This is a genomic window from bacterium, assembly GCA_021159335.1.
GTDB lineage: Bacteria > UBP14 > UBA6098 > B30-G16 > B30-G16 > JAGGRZ01.
The window spans coordinates 1-18,443 of the sequence record JAGGRZ010000131.1 but is presented as its reverse complement, the minus strand read 5'-3'; the positions used below and the strand labels follow the sequence as shown (position 1 = coordinate 18,443).

Below are 18,443 nucleotides of genomic sequence, written 5' to 3'. Positions count from 1 at the left end.
CTCTTTAAGCGCCTCGTGGGTGGATTCTTTTATGCCGTATTTGCGCATAAATTTCTCCACTCTACCGGCGGTGTCCATTATTTTCTGCTTGCCGGTGTAAAACGGGTGACATGCGGAACAAACTTCCACTCTTATTTCGGGCTTTGTGGAGCCGACATACCAAGTATTTCCGCAAGCGCAAGTTACTTTGGCAACATAGTATTTTGGATGAATTTTCTTTTTCATCTTTCACACCTCAAACTTTCGCACAAAGAATAGCGTTAATTACCTTTTTGTCAAGCCAAAAAACGCAATTTCGGAGAGGGAGGGATTCGAACCCTCGGTCCCGCTTTTGGCGGGACAACCGCTTAGCAGGCGGTTGCCTTAAGCCAGCTCGGCCACCTCTCCGAGCAATTTTAAGCTTATTTAGCCTTTGTGGCTTGTCAAGAAAATTTTGAGTTTTAACCACTGCTTTCGGTTTGGCGGGAAGATATTTTTTGGATATAAAGTAAGGTGAATGCGATTACTGGAAGAGATATGATGTAGGCTATCCAAATTCTGGCAAATGATTTGAAAATCGCGGTGCTCATATGGAAACAGCTTTTTATTAGGAAAAGATATGGGACCGAAAGAATAGCGCTTACCACAAAAGGAATTAACACTAATCTCGTGTATGTTATTCTGTTAAATACGATTGCCTCAATAAGGAAGGGCCACAAAGATGCAATAATTCCGAGCGATACTAAAAAGAAAAAGGCCCAAAAGCCGAGTTTGGAATTTGGGGATTGAAATGCCTGAAGTGCTGATATCAGCGCAGACAATAAAAGAGTAAATAAAATTATATTTATCAAAAATCTTTTCGTTTTAGTACTCATAGCCCGCAAGAAATGTACAAATGAATTTTGGGTATTACAACCTAAAATGTCGAATTTTCCGAAAATTTTGCTTGCTCATCTTGGTAAAATCTAATATTTAGTGAGTTTTAAGAGGAATAAGAAAAATGGACTAAAGGAGGCACGATGAGGAAGGGAGCCTTGATCATTGGATTAGGAATTTTGTTCGCTGTGTCGGCTACTATGGCGCAGGCTGAAGCTGTTGAGCAGACCGGTGGCTGGTTCCGATGGGACCCTGTAGCTCTCGCATTCTTTGGTGCCGGCATCGCTGCCGTGCTGGCTGGAATAGGCTCGTCAATAGGAATAGGAATAGTTGGTGGAATGGCTAACGGTGCTCTTCAGGAAAGGCCGGAGCTTTTTGGACGGCTCATACCTCTTGCGGCTATGCCCGGAACGCAGGGTATATATGGAATAGTTATAGCAGTATTGATACTTGGTAGAATAACGCCAGGTATGTCCATCGAGGCTGGGTGGCAGCTATTCTTCGCCGGAATCCCTACAGGACTCGCTGGATTGGTTTCTGGCATTTGGCAGGGGAAAGTGTGTGCTGGTGGTGTCGGCTTGGTCACGAAAGACCCCGCACAGTTCGGTAAGGCAATAATTCTTGGAGTTTTGGTGGAGTTCTATGCACTTTTAGGGCTTATCGCAAGCATTCTTATGGCAACAAGAGTGTCCTGAGCGGAGGGCAAAAATTGAGCATCGAGGGAATAATATCCAAAATAAAGCAGGACGCAGAGGCTACTGCACAGCAAATACTCGAAAAATATCGCCAGCAAGCAAAAAAGCTTCTCGATGAGTTTGAAGCGTATAAAGCTCAGAAACTTGCCGAAGCTGAGGAAAAAGCCAAAGTTGAACTTGAGCGAACGAAGCAGCGCCAGATTGACCATGCAAGGTCTGTCGCGGCGAAGAAAATACTTGCGAAGAAGCGCGAGTTGCTCGACAAATTATACCAGCTTGTAAGGAAGAAGATAGAGGAGCTTCCCAAAAATAAGTATAAAAAGCTTTTTGCCGAGCTTATAGCCAAGTTGGGCGTGGAGAGTGGCAAAATTCTTGTTTCCGTGGACGAAAAAGTTTTCGACAAGGAATTCGCGGACATGGTCGCAAAGGCAGTATCTGAAGCGGGTTCTGAAAATGCTAAATTCGAGGTCGAGAGGGTTGAGGGCAACTTTAGGGGATTGTATCTCGATTGCGGGAAAGTTCGTTATGACCTTACGGTCGATGCTATTATGGAGTCGCTTCGTGAGCGAACCGAATCAACCGTGGTGAAAAAGCTTTTCGTCGAGTAGCCTTTTAATTATAACCCAGCTTAAATGCCATGAAACCAACATTGATATTCAAAGGCGACGCACGATACACTTATGCGTCAGGCGTAGTTAGAGGGCTTGAGCTTTATCTTCTCGGGCGCGCTGATTATCAGAAATTATTGGACACGCCAAAAGAACAACTCTCTACTGTGCTTTCGGAGTTCGGGTATCAGGTAAGAGAGATGCGATTTGAGGAGGCTCTCAATAAAGCCACAAAGTCGCTTTTCGACCTTGTTGACAAACTTTCTTACCACAAGGAGTTGACCTCTATCTGGCGAACGAGAACAGACATGTCCAATCTTTCTGCTGTGCTTAAAGCAAGGTTTTTTGAGACTGTGCTTCCCGCTTTGCCGGATTATGGTTCCATACCTGTTGACGACATGGTAAGGCAGGTTAACGAATACTTTGAAAGCGGGCGTTGTGGACTTCCGCAGGTCATGATTGATGCGATAGAAACAGCCAGCGCTAAACTTAAAGAGCTCAACAAACCCGTTGCTATAGATTTTGCCGTTGATAAAGTTTTCGTAAACTACTTTCGCTCGATATTGCCCTCTGAAGAGTATTTTACGAGGTTTTGGGCGATTTATGCGGATTGGCTTAACACAAGAGCTTTCTTAAGAATTATTTTTGCGGGAATTCCCTTAAAGGATTTCTGGGAACTCTTTGTTCCAGATGGGGATTTGGGAGCTGACCTTTTCCGCTCCGCTGCGGAGGCTGAAAAAGAATCCATGCCTGCCCACTTTTCGAACACGGAGTATGGCAAGGTGCTTTCCGATGTGATTAAGGAGGCGCTCGGAGGAAATATGATGATGCTCGACACATTTTTTCGAGCGAAATTGTTGTCACTTTATAAATACACGAAGTACTGTGCCTATGGTCTTGAGCTTTTGTGGGCTTATCTTTGCACAAAACTTGAGGAAATATCCCTTATCCGAACTATAGTTCGCGCGAAACTTGCCGGAATGGAGCCTTCTAAAATAAAGGAGGTGGTAACTTTTGGAATGGAATAAGATAGCAGCTATCGGGGATTTTGAGACGGTATTCCCACTTAAAGCTATAGGCATTGAGGTTTTTCCCATAGAAAATTCGTCTGATGCTCCGCAGACGCTGCGCAAACTCGCCACATGTGGGGAATATGGGATAATATTCATAACCGAGAACATTCTTGAGCAGACGCGTGAGGTCGTTTCTGAATTCGCTGATAAGGATATCCCTGCAATAATAGTGGTGCCGAGCATTACTGGTTCCGAAGGTCTTGCGCTGTCCATAGTGAGGGAGACCATGAAGCGCGCCGCCGGACGCGACATAATGTCTGAGGAGTAAATTTTTCCCGGTTTTTTGCGGGGTAATAAATATTTTCACGCCCATGAGCTCAATCAGCAAAGACGAATTTTACATGCGGGAGGCGTTGTTTGAGGCTAAGAAAGCTCTCGCATTGGGGGAAGTGCCCATAGGTTGCGTGGTGGTTCTTAATGATAGGATAATAGGGAGGGGGCACAATGTTCGGGAATCGGAAGGTGATCCCACGGCACATGCAGAAATGGTTGCTTTACGCTGTGCCGCTAAGTCCATCGGTGATTGGCGACTCGATGGTGCCACGATTTATGTTACCATGGAGCCGTGTATAATGTGTACGGCTGCGATAATTATGGCAAGGGTCGAAAGGATAGTTTACGCTACGAAAAACGATAAATTCGGTGCATGCGGAACAGTGTGGAATCTTCCGGATGACCCTGCATTCGGAAACCATCCTGTGGTTAAAGGTGGCGTTCTCGAGAATGAGGCAAAAGAAATACTTGATATTTTTTTTCGAAAACTAAGAGGTGAGGACTGAGTGGTTTAAGGGTATAAGGTCATGTAAAGTTTTGCTATTTTGTCCCCCCAGATCATTACAATCAACGCAGCTGTAACGAGGAACGGAGCGTAGGGAATAGCAGATGAAGCCATTTTCTGACCGAGGACGGTTTTTCTAAGGATTATCGTTATAGTCCCTCCAACAAGACCTATTACCGCCGATATTACTATCACCTCAAGCACCCCCAGTATTCCCACGAGTGCGCCTATGCCGCCAACCAGTATTATGTCCCCCTCACCAAGCGCATCCTTGCCGAAGGCTTTCTTGCCCATTACCGCAAGAATCCAGAATATGGAGGAGGCTATTATTGCTGCGATAAGTTTCTCCACTACCTCGCCCCATTCGCCCACGACTGCCGAAACGGTGAATCCAAGAATGAAAAGGGCGATGGATAGCTCGTCGGGTATTTTCCAGTGCGTGATGTCGATAATAGTTATAGCAACGAATATCGGAGCTACGACGAAGAATGTTATCATTTTTATCGGTTCACTTTTGTAAAATTCGAAAATCAAAAAATAGGATACCCCAAGAAGAAGTTCCACCAGCGGATATCTTATAGATATCGGTTCGCCGCAATTTCTGCACTTACCGCCAAGAATTATGTAGCTTATTATGGGGATATTATCGTAAAATTTTATTTTTGCACCACACTTTGGGCAATGCGATGGCGGCTTTATTATAGATTCTCGGCGCGGGAGTCTATGTATGAGGACATTTGCGAAACTTCCCACGCAGGCACCAATGGCAAACACGAAAATGTCCCAGAAAATGTCTATGTGAGCTTGCATTGGGATGTCTCGTTATGTCTGTGTTCTAATCTATGACTTCGAATTCGATTATTTCTTTCGGCAAAAATTCCTTTACCCTTTTGCTCAGATAACTTACCACCTCCTCCTCAGTGGTAAACTGCATTACCTCCTCGGCTATGACTCGTGCCTCTGAGTAGGGGAAATGGTTTATTATTGTTTTGACAAGAGGAACTCTTGCTGGCACGACTGAGAACTCATCCAACCCCATCCCTAAAAGGAGTGGGACTGCAAGAACATAACCCGCGAACTCGCCGCAAAGACCTGCCCATCTGCCCTCAAGATGAGCGGAATCTATTGTCATCTTTATCAACTTAAGCACTGCTGGTTGATAGCTCTGATAGATGTGAGCAACCCTCGGGTTACCACGGTCGGCGGCGAGAGTGTATTGGATAAGGTCGTTGGTTCCTATGGACATGAAATCACACATCTCAGCGAGTTTTCGTGATAATATCGCCGCTGATGGCACCTCAACCATTATGCCTACCTCTATTTTTTCGTTGAATTTTTCGCCTCGCTCCCTCAGGATGTCCTTGCATTCCTCGACGAGCTCTCTTGCGCGCTTGAGTTCTTCAGGAAGTGAAATCATCGGAAACATTATTTTAAGATTGCCGAAATTTGAGGCTCTTAATATTGCGCAAATCTGCGTCTTCAGGATTTCGGGATACTCGAGTCCTATTCGTATCGCTCGCCACCCAAGAAATGGGTTGGGCTCGTAGTGATGATGTGTTAGAATTCCTGCAAATTTATCGCCTCCCACATCGAATGTTCGTATTATTGCTGAATCTGGCCTTATCTGGCTGGCTATATTCTTGTAGACCTCGAATTGCTCGTCCTCTGAGGGGAGTTTGTCGCTTTTCATGTAGAGAAGTTCGGTTCTGAAAAGTCCGATTCCATCGGCGCCGAAGTGCTTTGCCATTGGAACTTCCTCGGGCAGTTCCATGTTTGCGCCAACGCTAACTTTATGCCCATCAGGGGTAACAGCCTTTTTGGGTATGTATTTTTCTATAAGCTTTCTTCGCTTGATATAGATCGACTTAAGCTTGTTGTAGCTTTTCTCGGTTTCTTCGTCGGGGTTTACTATCACGATGCCTTTCATGGAGTTTACTATCACTTCTTCGCCGCGTTTTATTTCTTCGGTGGCGTTTTCCACCCCAAGGACTGCGGGCAGGTTCATCGTTCGGCTCATTATGGCTATGTGTGATGTGAATCCGCCGATTTCTGTAACCAGACCAACATATTTGCTGCCGAAAAGCTGTGCTGTTTCAGATGGAGCAAGATGGCTTATAATCAGAATGGATTCCTCTTCAGGCATCGGTATGGTTTGTCCCTTAAGTCCCAGAAGGTTCGATATGATTCTGCCTCTTATGTCGTTAAGGTCGTGGACTCTGTCCTGGAATGTCGGGTCTTTTGACTCGCCCAGCGACTCTATCGCTCCCTGAATCACTGTGTCGAGAGCATGTTCGGCATTTACCCGCTTAAGCTTTATCAGTTTTTCCGTCTCGTCAACAAGGAATGGGTCTGAAAGAAGCATAAGCTGAGCATCGATAACGCCGGCGGCTTCCTCGCCCATTGTTTTGGCTACAGTAGCTCGGATTTTCAAAAGCTGTTCCCGCGATATGAAAAGCGATTCCCTGAATCTGGCTATTTCCTGCTCAATCTTTTCGGGCTCAAGAGTTATTACTGGTATTGCTGCCTCGCCACGGTGGACTATAACGGCTTTCGCCATTGCGATGCCGCTTCCTGTGCCTATACCTCTGTATTCACGGTTTTTGTTGTTGTGCTCTTCCGCAATCATTCCCGAAACTTCGATATTGAGCTTAAATTTATCTTGCCAACACTATGCTCCCTTTACATACGACCTCTCCACCCTTTGTTATCACATAAAGATATATTCCCTGCGGCAACGGATTGCCGTATGTGTCTTTTCCGTCCCAGCAGAGGCGATTAAGCGTTATGCATGAAAGCCTTCCGCTGTTATCGTCAGAGAGGGTGTAGACTGGTATTCCATGAATGTCAAATATCACGAGGTCAAAGTTTTCTACTGGCTCGGCGAACATGTTTGGATATGAAAAGTAGATAATGTCGTTTTTCCCATCCGCATTTGGCGTGAATGGATTCGGAAGCGCGGAGCATCCGTAAATAGGCACCACCCAGAACCAGAATGTGGTATCACCACAGTTCGCAGCACATACATCCGGATTATCGCACGAGGATACATTAACGAATACTGTCTCACCAGGTGCGTATTCAATCCCCAGCGCTTGTGGGTCGAATGTTATCGTTAGGTTCAGTGAGTCCTCAATCTCTATCGCGAAATCCTGTAGTTCACCGTTCACTCGAAGCTCGATTGAGGTCGTATCTATTCCCGCCATGTTGTCGTTTATATGGACCACAATCCTTTCTGTTCTACTTCCTACTATCGTCCCGTTCTCAGGTGTAAGCATAGCGAAAGATGGAGGCGAATGGTCTATGAAAAATTGCCAGCATTGCGTTGTGTCTATATTGTTCCCAAGGCTGTCTATCGCTTTCGTGAGACATACGACCACCGTTTCGGCATTAATCGTGAGCGGAAGCGTTAACACGGTATCCCCGCGAACGATAAGGTTGCCGGCTGCTACTGAGAGCAGACTGTCGTTTACAGTTATCGCAACGCTGTCCCACATGACGCCATCGATGTCATTTATAACTATCCCGATGGTCTCACTATCGCATGAAATTATCGCATCAGGCGATGGTTTAACCATCAATCCAGTTGGACCGCCCACAGCTATGCAGAAAGTGAGCGTGTCGGAAGCTATGTTAGGCTCGCAATAGCCTGGGGTTGGCGAATCGCCAGCTCGTATTAGTGCCTGCACACATTCTCCGCCAGTAAACCTCAGCCCCACACTTTCTGTAGCGAATGTAACCACGGTGTCAATTATTCTGAACCCGGGCGATGATATATTGTAACTTACGCCGTTTATCACGATTTCCACCAAGGAGTCGTTGACCCCTGAGATGCTGTCGAAAACGAAAAATGTTATGGTGGGTGAGCTTGTTCTTATGGTTTCGTTGTTGGTTGGGCTGAAGCCCCAAATAATGGGTGGAGTAAGGTCGATAAGGAACCTAATGCACGATGTATCATCGAGCGCGTTCCCCAATGTATCAGTGAGCTCGACAACGCAAACGGTTGTTGTTTCCCCATTTGAAAGTGGTGGTGCTGGATGAACAACGAGCGTGCTTTCAACAGAGTTCCAGATTAGTTCGCTGTCCACACCATAGTGAAGGGTCTGTCGCGCGCGAAGGTTGCTCTCGATGGTGACTACTATCGTGCTTTCTTCTATTCCTTCTCCTTGTGGGTCGTAAATTTTGAATACAATGGACTCCGCAGGACACGCCGATATAACGAATGTGTCGGGTCTAATGGGGATTGCTACCGGCGGGCTCGGAGCGAAGTAAAGTCTGTAGCAATAGCTCATAACATTTGGCGGACATATGTCGGGGGAATCAATGGCACGGATGCAAACCCTTATGGAATCCCCACCAAGCCAGTATTTGCCAGCTTCTTCGGTGTTTATGCAAAGTGTTCCTGCACTCCAGTGGAAACCCGGGTCGCCAGGGCGAAATTCAACGGTATCAACGGTGACGAGGAAACTTTCCGGCTGAATGCCAGAGAGGAAATCATATATGCCGATGCATAAGGTCGGCGAGGGTTCCTCAATCGTGTCGTAGGGTTCAGGATTGAGCCACAATATTACTGGCGGAGTCAGGTCCATCCAGAAAACTGCCGTGTCAGTTCTTTCAAGCGGATTAGTTATGGAATCGGCAGCGGATATTACATATGCGCAAATAGTGTCGCCATCATTAAAGTCGCTTGGTGGTATAAACCACCAGCTTACGGAATCGTGGTCAATGAATATCGAATGCACAGCTGGTGAAGCGAGGCTGAATGTGTCGCAAACCGTGCAATTGTTTACGCACACAACGAATCGGATTGAGTCTGCTATGACACCATCATCGTCAATCACTACGAAAGCTATGCTTTCAGCGGGGCAGGATACCCAGACATTACTTGGGTGCCTAACATGAGCTTCAGGCCCTGAGCCCACGATAAATATGGTGCAGCAGGTGTCAGTAACATTGGGTTCGCAGACATCCGCACAGTCAACGAGGTGCCAGCAAACACGAACCGAATCGCCGTTGCGAAATCTTATGCCGCTCGCACTGCAGTCCGCTATAAGACGACCACCCGCATAGTGTATTCCACCGCTGGCGTATGATATTTCTATGGTATCGTTTAATGTGACTTTTGTGCTTTCAATCTGGACGCCGCAGCCGTCATCACGGGCAAATATGCTTAATTCAGGGGATATGAAGGGTATGGATTCTCCACATGCGGGGGCAAAATCAAGAACAATAGGTGGAATCCTGTCCATCTCGAATCCCCATCTAATGGGCATGGGAAGTCTATTGCCCACATTGTCAGTAACATAAAACGAAATCGTTATCCGTCCCAAGTCAATAAATGGTCTTGGTGGAGTGAATATGAGAGTATCGCCGGTGAATCTGAGGTTGGGGGCACCCCAGCGGATGGTATCATAACCGGTAACCACAAGAATTATGCTCGATGTATCTATTCCAGCTATGGTATCGAAAACAACTATCACGACGGAATCAGTGTCGCATGAGTTCCAGACATCGGGTGGTGGGTTGAGAGGTATGGCTGTGGGCGGTTCGCAGTCTATGTAGACCGTCCATGATGTGTCTAAAGTATTTCTTCCGCAATAGCGTGAATAGTCCGATGTGCGGAAACGGACTCTTATGGTGTCGCACGGATGAAAGTCCACGCAGAAAGTGTCTATCTCGAATGTATATAGTCCTCCTGGACCGGGGATTATTCTGAGACACAGGTCGCCTGCATTAAATATCCATGGACCTACCTGAACGGATGTTGTGCGCCAGTTAACTCCTGAAACCGAATCGATAACCTCGAAATGGAATAAAGGCTTTCTTGTTCCGAGCACAGAGTCAGCAGCGGGGGAAGCGTTTACGAGCACAGGTTTACTTTGGTCGGCGAAAAATGTCCAGCATAGCGAGTCTCCTACCAGCGGGTTGCCCCATACATCGCGCACAGAGCGCAAGCACGCACGAATTGTGTCACCATCGCTAAAGACAGCTGGTGCAAATACCAGTCGTGGCGGATGCCAGCTAAGATAGGGTGAGAAAATAGTGTATCTTACGCCATTAAGCTCGAAAACGATTGTGCTCTCTGCTATAGAACCGCGCCCTGTTATCTGAACCACTATGCTTTCGGCAGTGCAGTTAGTCCATGTATTTTCCAATGGATGAATCACTCTTGCCACAGGTCCGCTGCATGGTGAGGTGTAGAATATGGGTTCGTCTGTCCCCCAGGCGTATATGGTGGTCTCTGCATACATGACGAATGTGTCGATGTCAACAACGCCACTGGAGCAGTGCGGGATGTGGGTGATGCAGAGATTGTGAGCAACCACCGTCCATCGGTAGGTGTCCTCGCAGGCGGTAACGAATCGATACAATGTGTCGGTGTAGTTTCTTTCCACCGTATCGCCATTTATTATTATATCGAAGAACACGGGATGTGTTGGGAATCCATTGACGCGCCACGAAAGCATGGTCGTTCCAGCTAAAACGGTAAGTTCTGATGATGGATAAATAAGCTCAACTGACTCTATGGGTCTGAAGTCGCAGTTAATGGGGACTACCACGGACGAAGTGCAGCCCATGCCATCATTAACGACGAAAAGGTAGCTTGTCGTTGATTCAGCAACGACGACTGGGTTGCGGTCCGTTGATATGAGGTTGCTGTCGGCGTCGAACCAGCGAAATTCCACCGGCGGCCTTGCTCCCGAGTATACTACTGCGTCACCAAGGTTTATCGAAAGCCCAGGGCAGGCATTTATTCCTCCGCAAACTGCGGCGCTTAAGGCACAATGCCCCACCACCACAAAAAAGCAGCTGTCAAGTTCGTTGGGCGGGCAATAGAGCGCCTTGTCTTTAATCTTTACGCAGACTCTCAAGCTTTCGCCCGATGTAAGCCTTAAACTCGATATGTCCACAGTCATCGTATCGCCGCTTACTGATATTGCGGAATGCCTGTAGGTAATGTGCCCGCCTGAGTAATCTATGGAGATTTCAGCGGTGCTGGTGTCGACGCCCGAGAAGGAATCGACAACTATAATTGAGAGTTCCCTTTCAATGCGCGATATGATTGGATATGGTATTACTCCCGTTATAAGGGGTGGACTAAGGTCCACGCCAAATATGAAGCATACGGGTAGGTCTATTGCATTGCCATGGCGGTCAGCGACCGAATCGAGACATACCCGAACTGTCTCCCCGTCAGAAAATGGCGTAGGCGGCGTGAAGGTAAGGGTATCGTTAACGAATCTTAGCCTTATGCCATCAACGGAGTATATCGTCGAATTCACTCTAAGCCGTATCGATGATGTGTCGATGCCGTCAGAGTCGCTTATAGCAATTATTATCTGCTTCGCAGCGCAGGAGGTCCATTCGCTGTCCTTTGGCTCTACTATTTCTACTATCGGTGCGCCGCACGGTTTTATCCTGAAGTGTCCGACAGTCGATGCAGTGGAACCGCATTCGTTAATAGCTATTATCTGCCAGTCGTATGCGTTGTTGCAATATGGACTTGGTAGCCAGAATACAGTCGTGTCCAGAGTTGCGAGCGTTTCACCATTTACTATGACGATGAAGGAATCAGCATGCGAGGGTCTGAGCCATTCGAGATAAGCCATTGATATGTCGATTGATTCGCTTTCCGCAGGATGGATTAGTATGGGTTCATCAGGGAGAGGTAGCATACTTACAAATACACTGTCCTCCGCCATGCATAAGTTGCTGTCAACTACCGTGCATATGAACCAGCCTGAATCATGCAGCTCCACACGAAGTGTTTCGCCAAAACCTATGGGCGTTGGTGTCCCAGATTTGTTCCAGCTTATGTTTAAAGGAGGGATTCCGCCCGAAACGAGGGCTACAAGCATTAAAGTGTCTCCCTCGCAAACCACTGTGTCGCCGCTTATCGCAACGCTTATGGTGTCAACGATTATGGTAACGCTGTCCGTATCGGTGCAGCCATAATAGTCAACTACGGTTACCATGTATGTCGATGTTGTCTCAGGCATCGCTAATGTGAACGCTGAGTGCGGCGCAGTAAGACCAGTAGCGGGTGTCCATTCCACTGAATATGGAGGCATGCCGTAGTAAACGACGGCTGTAAGAGGTATTATGTCGTCCTTACATATGGTTGCATCATGATACGCTTCAACATTAGGACGGCTGAGATATGGTATCGCGACACATCGAGTAAGCATAAATGGTCCCACAGGGTTGCTTGAGGAACTTATGAGGAATTTATCTATGTAGAAGCCATTTGATGTGCTGGGTGCGGTGCTGTAATCTCCTGAGCCGAATCGGAATCTTATCCTTATAGTGTCCTCAGGGCTCACGAGACCCATTCCTATAAGGTCGCCGCTTTTTACATATGTCCAATAGGGTTGGTCTTTGCAGTAAGCCAGCTTAAGCTCAAGAGGGTTGTCAATATCACTTTTTATGTAGCCTGTATATGTTGGATTAAGCAACCCCGTGGCGTAAAGGTCGAGTTGCATCCAGTCACCGCCATTTACGCTTATTTCAACTATCGCACCGTCAATTCCTTCTATCGCCGACATGTAGTTCCTGAGGTCAGCCCAATAATAAAAGCTTATGTAACATTCGGTGAATCCTGTGAGAGGTATCGGCTCAGATGTTAGAGTCCATTCATCGCCCTCAGGATATGTTCCACCGGATGCCGGGATACCCGCGAATCCGCTGCCCGAAGGTGGCGTGCCAGCACGAGTTATTATCGAGGTATTGGTATAGTCGAAGATACCTCTATCACTCGGCGTGAAAAGCCCCGAGTCGGGATTTTCGAAGTCATCGAGAATGTTTTTCGCGCTATCTGACGATGTAAGTTTTATGTTAATGCATCTATAGCCATATAAGGTATCGTCAAAAGCTATTTGCCATGTATATGAGGCGGAATCGAGTGAGTGCATTGTTCCAAAGCGGACTGTATCGTTTCCTGCGGCAAGCGTCATGCCCGATGGTGGCATAACTATAGCCATAACATCCTCAACATCGGTGCCGCCAATGTTTATAACCTTGAGGGTTAGGTCGAACGGGTTCGGCTGGATACGACAATCGCGGACATTAAGCCTTTCCGGTGCGTCGAGTTGCCATCGGAGTTCACCGTGCTGTGGACCTGAACTTATGTAAAAGTCATCTATAAACCATCCGCGGAAACCATTATAAAACCTGTCTTTCGTGTCAAAGCGAAATTGAACTTTTATGTTGTGTCCCGCATAAGGTGTTAGGTCATACGACCAGAAAACCCAGCGCCCGTATTCCAGATAGCCACCCGATGAATACGACTGGTCTCTCTGCCATGATGAAAGCCTCGTGAATGGCGGATTAAGCGTGTCGAGCACTATCCAGCTTCCACCCCCATCGGTTGAGATGAGAACCTCCATAAGGTCATACTTGTATATGTCGATGCACTCTACTTCCCACCATGTCCAGAAAGACATGTAAATTCTGCTCAACCCTGCTGTGTTGAATGTGGGCGATTCCAACCCAGCCCTCATCCAGCAAAGAGACCTTCCGCCGTCGTTTAAAGCTCCTGTATATGTGTATTCATCACCGATGAATGTCCCATTGCTTATGGAACCACACCACCATGCGTGCGTTCCGCTGTGGGCATGAGGTAAAAAAGCCGCAGTTCTGTGATCGATAGCCCATTCTGGCAGCGTTACTCTTTCGTGATAAAGCGAATCGTGAACTTGTATAGTGTGAGGATTGGTTATAAGTTGCCATTGTATGTCCGAGCAGTAAGAGTATGGCGGCGATTCCAAGCAAAGAGGACTGTGCATGTGCCAGTGCGTCCAGCCTGCAGTGGTAGTTTCGAAGTCGTTAAAGTATGGAACGCTCACAAGCGTGGATGTTTCAGTCCCAAAGGAAACCCCAAAAAGGACAAGCATAAAAAATGCAAAATGTATTATCCTAAGCCTCATTTCCCTCCAATCTATTACCGATAGATCGACTATTTTTCAACTTGTTTCACAACATCGATAATGGTGCCGTCGCGATACTCTATGAGCGCCACTATCCTATCGGTGGTTTTGGGTGGTGCAGGCTCGCCACCCACCTTTTTCATGACATCCGCGTATATTTCCTCAATAGGTCGAATGGGAAGCTTTGAGTGCTCAAAGTGTTTGATAAGGTCTTTTCTGCGAGGATTTATTGCTATCCCGAGTTCTGTGACGATCACATCGATGGTTTCACCGGGTGTAGTTACCGTGGTGACCCGCTTTCTTACGACCGGTATGCGTTTCCTGTAGGATGGTATTACTATCATCGCGAGTTTCGCTCCCGCAGCGACATCGGTGTGCCCGCCTATACCGTGCAGAAGAAGTCCATCGCTGTGTGTGTTGACATTAACATTGAAATCAAGGTCAACCTCCGTGGCTCCCAGAAATCCTATGTCCTGCTTGTTGACGAGGCATCCTTTCGAATGAATGTTTGCGTACATGGTCATGGGCGTTTCCTGATGCCAAAGGTCGTCGCGGAATGATTTTATCGCTATGGGGTCGAATACCTGACCGTCGAGAAGCTTTCTCACGAGACCTCGTTTGAAAAGGTCCACAGCGAACTTTGTTATACCGCCGTTTATGAAGGATGCTCTTATCCCATCTTGCTCCATGAATTCACCGAGAAACTTGGTTACCGCAAGAGATATTCCACCAGCACCAGTTTGAAACGACAAGCCCTCGCGCCAATATGGTGATTCTCTTATGAATTGAGCTGCCAGCTTTGCTATGTAAAGTCTCGTTGGCGAGCGGGTTATTCTTAGGGTTCCGGAGACTATCCCTTCCGGGTCACCTATGCGGTCTACCTCGACGACGAGGTCGACATGGGTTGACGGTATCGATATAGGAAGACACGGGTACTCGACGAGGTTGTCGGTTATGACCACCACCTTGTCCGCATACATGGCATCTGCGTACGAATAAGCCAGCGGTCCGCATGCCGATGGACCGTAAACGCCGTTGGCATTGCCGTAGTCGTCTGCGCAGGGTGCTCCGATGAATGCAACATCGATGTGAAGGTCACCGTCTTCGATAGCACGAACGCGTCCCCCGTGAGTTCTCAGTATCGCGGTGGTGGGAAGTCCTCCATAGGATACATATTCGCCTACGGGGCCATTCATTGAACCCTGTATGTTTTTAACGACGCCCTTTTTTATAAAATCAATAACTGGCTTGTGTATGGGGAATAGCGCCGTTGGTGCTAATGTTAGGTCGCGGATACCAAGTCTGTCGCACGCCTCGAGAACCATGTTAACCACATAGTCACCATTTCTCAGGTGATGATGAAATGATATGGTCATTCCACTTCTGAGTCCTGAGCGTTTGATGGCTTCCTCGAGGTTTTTGCAGAGCTTGCTTTCGCCCGTAAGCCATTCTGGGTGAGACTTGGGTATGGGGGGCGCATGTTTCCTTCTCCCCATTTTGGATATAGGGTCTGCGAATGCCCCCTGAAATGGTATTAGTTCCCTGCCGTCTATCTCTTTGGGTATAAGCCGTCCTACTGCGTTCTCGACGAATTCCATACTACCTCCATTTTAGTTCAAAAATATTTATTTATTGTGATAGAGCAAGGAAATTGGTTTCCAGAACGGATGTCCCGTGAGGAAATGTTCCTCTGTCATTTAAGATGCATTGATTTTTACTTTTCCCTGGCAAGTTTTGCTGCCTGCTTCACAAGATGTGCTGCAATAACATTGCGCTGAATCTGATTAGTTCCCTCGTATATTTGCGTTATTTTCGCATCACGCATCATTTTTTCCACCGGGTATTCTCTCATATATCCGTAGCCGCCGAAAAGCTGCACTGCATCAGTCGTGACCCGCATGGCAACATCCGATGCGAAAAGTTTGGCCATTGCAGAAAGATGTCCAATATTTTTGGTCTCGCCCTTATCAATAATGTCAGCGACCTCATAAATTAACGCTCGCGCAGCCTCTATTTGTGTTGCCATATCGGCAAGCATCCACTGTATCCCCTGGAAAGATATTATGTTTTTCCCGAATTGGTGCCTTTGGTATGTGTATTTTAACGCCTCCTCCAGGGCGCCTTCAGCTATGCCGAGTGCCTGCGCAGCAACCCCGGGTCGCGAAACATCGAATGTTTTCATAGCTATTATAAATCCCATACCTTCCCTGCCGAGAAGGTTTTCAACGGGGACCTTGGCGTCGTTGAATATTAGTTCTCTCGTCGCGCTCGCGCGAATACCCATTTTGTCCTCTTTCTTGCCAAATTCAAAGCCGGGTGTTCCTTTCTCTACTATGAATGCTGAAGCTCCTCTGGCGCCTTTTTCGGGGTTGGTCAATGCTATTACTGTGTAAATATCAGCTTCGCCGCCGTTGGTGATGAAAATTTTATTTCCATTAAGAATGTAGTAGTCGCCGTCTCTTTTCGCGGTGGTTCGCACAGCGCCAGCATCGGAGCCAGCTTCAGGCTCGGTAAGCGCGAAGGCAGCAAGTTTCTCGCCACTCGCTATTTGCGGAAGATATTTTTTCTTTTGCTCCTCGTTGCCAAAAAGCAGGATAGGGAATGCTCCAAGACCGCTTCCTGCGAACGCCAGCGCTATACCACCACAGGCTTTGGAAAGCTCCTCAGTTACTATGCACATGTTGGTTATGCCGAGCCCTTCTTCGACCATGCCATCGTATTCCACAGGGATGAAAACTCTGAAAAGGTCCGTTTGCGCGAGCTCTTTAACTATGTCCCATGGGAAGATAGCTTCTTCGTCGTATTTTTGCCTTACTGGTTTTATTTTCTCTTCCGCTATCCTTTGGGCAAGCTCTTTTATCATTAGCTGTTCCTCGGTGAAACGATGATGCATACTTCCTCCTTTCTGGTCTGGACATTAAGCTAAAGCGTTTGGTCTGATAATCAAAGATATTTTGAGCGAATTTAGTAAAGCAAATACTTTTGCAGTTTTGCTTGGTATTCGCGTGCGTTCCTGTCAATAAAGTCTTTTATTTCATCAATTTTCGGGCCTCCCTCAATCATCCTGCGTATTTCGGGGGTTCCACAGAGTATATCGAAAGGAAGCTTTTCTATCTCGAATTCATAAGGTGGGTTTATGAATTTGAATTTTTCGGGGTAGAGCTCGTGAATTGTTTTTATTATCGTGATGGCGGTGAGCACGGGGCGAAATACCTTTCTATCGGTAACGAACATCATTGCACCATCGCAGGTTTGCCCAGCGTATTTGCTGAACATTGGGGTGAATCGCCACGGAAGAAATTTTACACCGGGAAGTTTCAGTTCGTTAAGTTTTTCGCAGAGCTCGAACGATTTAATCCATGGTGCACCGAATATCTCGAAAGGTTTCGTTGTCCCCCTGCCTTCAGAAATGTTGGTGCCCTCAAACAAACACATGCCGGGATATACGATAGCAGCGGAAAGCGACGGCATATTCGGCGATGGTGGGACCCATGAAAGTCCCGTATCATCAAACCACATGTCACGCTTCCAGCCATCCAGCAATATTACTTCGAGTTTGGCTTGGGGAATGTATTCTCTCGCAATGTAAGAGAGGATTTCACCTATTGTCATTCCGTGTCTTATCGGAAGTGGATAAAGCCCGACGAACGACAGGTATGAATCTTCCTGCACGGGTCCCTCGACGATTCCTGAGATGGGGTTGGGTCTGTCGAGCACCCAAATTTCAACGCCAGCCTGCGCAGCCTGTTTCATCATTAGTGCGGCGCTCCAAACGAATGTGTAATATCGAGCGCCAACATCTTGAAGGTCGATTATGACGATATCAAGTCCCAAAAGCATTTCTTTTTTTGGCATTAATGAGTCGGCGGTGTCACCATACATGGATATTATCGGGATGCCGTATTTAGGATGCGTTGAGTTTTTTATAGCAATTCTGTCCTGCGCTGCACCAAAAAAGCCGTGTTCCGGGGCAAAAATTTTTATGAGCTTAGCGCGACTTCCAGCTAAGATGTCCGCAATATTAGTCAGGTTCTCATCAACGGAAGCTTGATTGCAAAGAACGGCTACTTTCGCATTAGAAAGCTCGCTTAAGAGTTCAACCCTTAGTTTTGAGAGTCCAAGTCTAAACTTCATCGCTTGTCTCCAAGGCCATTATGTCCCGTATTCCCCGAAAGTTCTGTTTCCAGTCGAGGCCATAGCCAAAAACGAACACATTCGGGACCTCAAAGCCTACATATTTTATTTTTAAATCGTGTTTTCTTCGAGCTTTTTTCGAAAGGAGCGTAACCACTTCAATCCGTTTTGCGTTTCGTTTTTTCAGGAATTCGTAAAGCGCTTTTATGGTTCCGCCTGTGTCCACTATGTCCTCAACTATAACCACGGTTCTCCCGCTTATGTCGATGTCGTGGCACGGTTTTAACGAAACATTTTTTACAGGTTCTGTTGCGTCGGCGTAGCTTGACGCCGATATGAAAGCTATCTCATAAGGAAAGTTAAGTTCTTTTAAAAAG

At 47.0% G+C, this 18,443-nt stretch carries 13 protein-coding genes and 1 tRNA gene; 5 read left to right on the top strand and 9 right to left on the bottom strand.

Annotation, left to right across the window (positions count from 1 at the left end):
- Positions 1-225: 50S ribosomal protein L31 (rpmE, locus tag J7J62_07050; protein MCD6124911.1), on the bottom strand; the 225-nt coding region annotated here is incomplete at its 3' end.
- A gap of 71 nt (positions 226-296) precedes the next feature.
- A tRNA-Ser gene (locus tag J7J62_07045) sits at positions 297-387 on the bottom strand.
- 668 nt (positions 388-1,055) lie between these two features.
- On the opposite strand from J7J62_07045, the gene J7J62_07040 reads away from it, so the two are divergent.
- From J7J62_07040 to J7J62_07020, 5 genes are read left to right on the top strand one after another with little or no spacing between them, the layout of a single operon-like run.
- Entirely contained in the window at positions 1,056-1,550 is a 495-nt protein-coding gene (locus J7J62_07040) for a V-type ATP synthase subunit K (GenBank protein MCD6124910.1), read from the top strand.
- 14 nt (positions 1,551-1,564) lie between these two features.
- Complete coding sequence (locus J7J62_07035; GenBank protein ID MCD6124909.1) at positions 1,565-2,158, top strand: V-type ATP synthase subunit E; 594 nt, start codon at positions 1,565-1,567, stop codon at positions 2,156-2,158.
- Between the two features lie 29 nt (positions 2,159-2,187).
- Positions 2,188-3,186 (top strand): V-type ATPase subunit, encoded by a 999-nt coding sequence (locus J7J62_07030; GenBank protein MCD6124908.1) that lies wholly within the window; start codon positions 2,188-2,190, stop codon positions 3,184-3,186.
- Positions 3,173-3,499 (top strand): hypothetical protein, encoded by a 327-nt coding sequence (locus J7J62_07025; protein MCD6124907.1) that lies wholly within the window; start codon positions 3,173-3,175, stop codon positions 3,497-3,499. Before J7J62_07030 ends, J7J62_07025 begins: the two co-directional genes overlap by 14 nt.
- Before the next feature lie 43 nt (positions 3,500-3,542).
- Entirely contained in the window at positions 3,543-4,010 is a 468-nt protein-coding gene (locus tag J7J62_07020) for a nucleoside deaminase (protein MCD6124906.1), read from the top strand.
- Between the two features lie 5 nt (positions 4,011-4,015).
- Here J7J62_07020 and J7J62_07015 read toward each other — a convergent pair whose 3' ends face one another.
- The 7 genes from J7J62_07015 to J7J62_06985 form a co-directional block, all read right to left on the bottom strand.
- Positions 4,016-4,819 carry a prepilin peptidase gene (locus J7J62_07015; protein ID MCD6124905.1) on the bottom strand — a complete coding sequence of 268 codons (804 nt, stop codon included), beginning with the start codon at positions 4,817-4,819 and terminating at the stop codon, positions 4,016-4,018.
- A 25-nt stretch (positions 4,820-4,844) separates the two neighbouring features.
- Positions 4,845-6,635, bottom strand: coding sequence for a phosphoenolpyruvate--protein phosphotransferase (ptsP, locus tag J7J62_07010; protein MCD6124904.1), 1,791 nt, complete (start codon positions 6,633-6,635; stop codon positions 4,845-4,847).
- A 28-nt stretch (positions 6,636-6,663) separates the two neighbouring features.
- The gene (locus J7J62_07005) at positions 6,664-13,932 is read right to left on the bottom strand and encodes a gliding motility-associated C-terminal domain-containing protein (protein MCD6124903.1); all 7,269 of its coding nucleotides are present in this window, start codon (positions 13,930-13,932) and stop codon (positions 6,664-6,666) included.
- Between the two features lie 29 nt (positions 13,933-13,961).
- On the bottom strand, positions 13,962-15,530 hold the full coding sequence (gene citF / locus J7J62_07000) for a citrate lyase subunit alpha (GenBank protein ID MCD6124902.1): 1,569 nt from the start codon (positions 15,528-15,530) through the stop codon (positions 13,962-13,964).
- A 116-nt stretch (positions 15,531-15,646) separates the two neighbouring features.
- A complete protein-coding gene (locus J7J62_06995; protein MCD6124901.1) occupies positions 15,647-16,825 on the bottom strand; it encodes an acyl-CoA dehydrogenase family protein in 1,179 nt (392 codons plus the stop codon).
- Between the two features lie 71 nt (positions 16,826-16,896).
- Positions 16,897-18,066, bottom strand: coding sequence for a DUF1343 domain-containing protein (locus J7J62_06990; protein MCD6124900.1), 1,170 nt, complete (start codon positions 18,064-18,066; stop codon positions 16,897-16,899).
- A partial coding sequence (locus J7J62_06985) for a hypoxanthine phosphoribosyltransferase (GenBank protein MCD6124899.1) occupies positions 18,056-18,443 on the bottom strand: 388 nt, incomplete at its 5' end. The genes J7J62_06990 and J7J62_06985, both read right to left, overlap by 11 nt.

Coding starts and splice junctions, on each gene's coding strand:
- J7J62_07040 (MCD6124910.1), top strand. CDS start 1,056: ATGGCGCAGGCTGAAGCTGTTGAGCAGACCGGTGGCTGGTTCCGATGG.
- J7J62_07030 (MCD6124908.1), top strand. CDS start 2,188: ATGAAACCAACATTGATATTCAAAGGCGACGCACGATACACTTATGCG.
- J7J62_07020 (MCD6124906.1), top strand. CDS start 3,543: ATGAGCTCAATCAGCAAAGACGAATTTTACATGCGGGAGGCGTTGTTT.
- J7J62_07015 (MCD6124905.1), bottom strand. CDS start 4,819: ATGCAAGCTCACATAGACATTTTCTGGGACATTTTCGTGTTTGCCATT.
- ptsP (MCD6124904.1), bottom strand. CDS start 6,635: ATGATTGCGGAAGAGCACAACAACAAAAACCGTGAATACAGAGGTATA.
- J7J62_07005 (MCD6124903.1), bottom strand. CDS start 13,932: ATGAGGCTTAGGATAATACATTTTGCATTTTTTATGCTTGTCCTTTTT.
- citF (MCD6124902.1), bottom strand. CDS start 15,530: ATGGAATTCGTCGAGAACGCAGTAGGACGGCTTATACCCAAAGAGATA.
- J7J62_06995 (MCD6124901.1), bottom strand. CDS start 16,825: ATGCATCATCGTTTCACCGAGGAACAGCTAATGATAAAAGAGCTTGCC.
- J7J62_06990 (MCD6124900.1), bottom strand. CDS start 18,066: ATGAAGTTTAGACTTGGACTCTCAAAACTAAGGGTTGAACTCTTAAGC.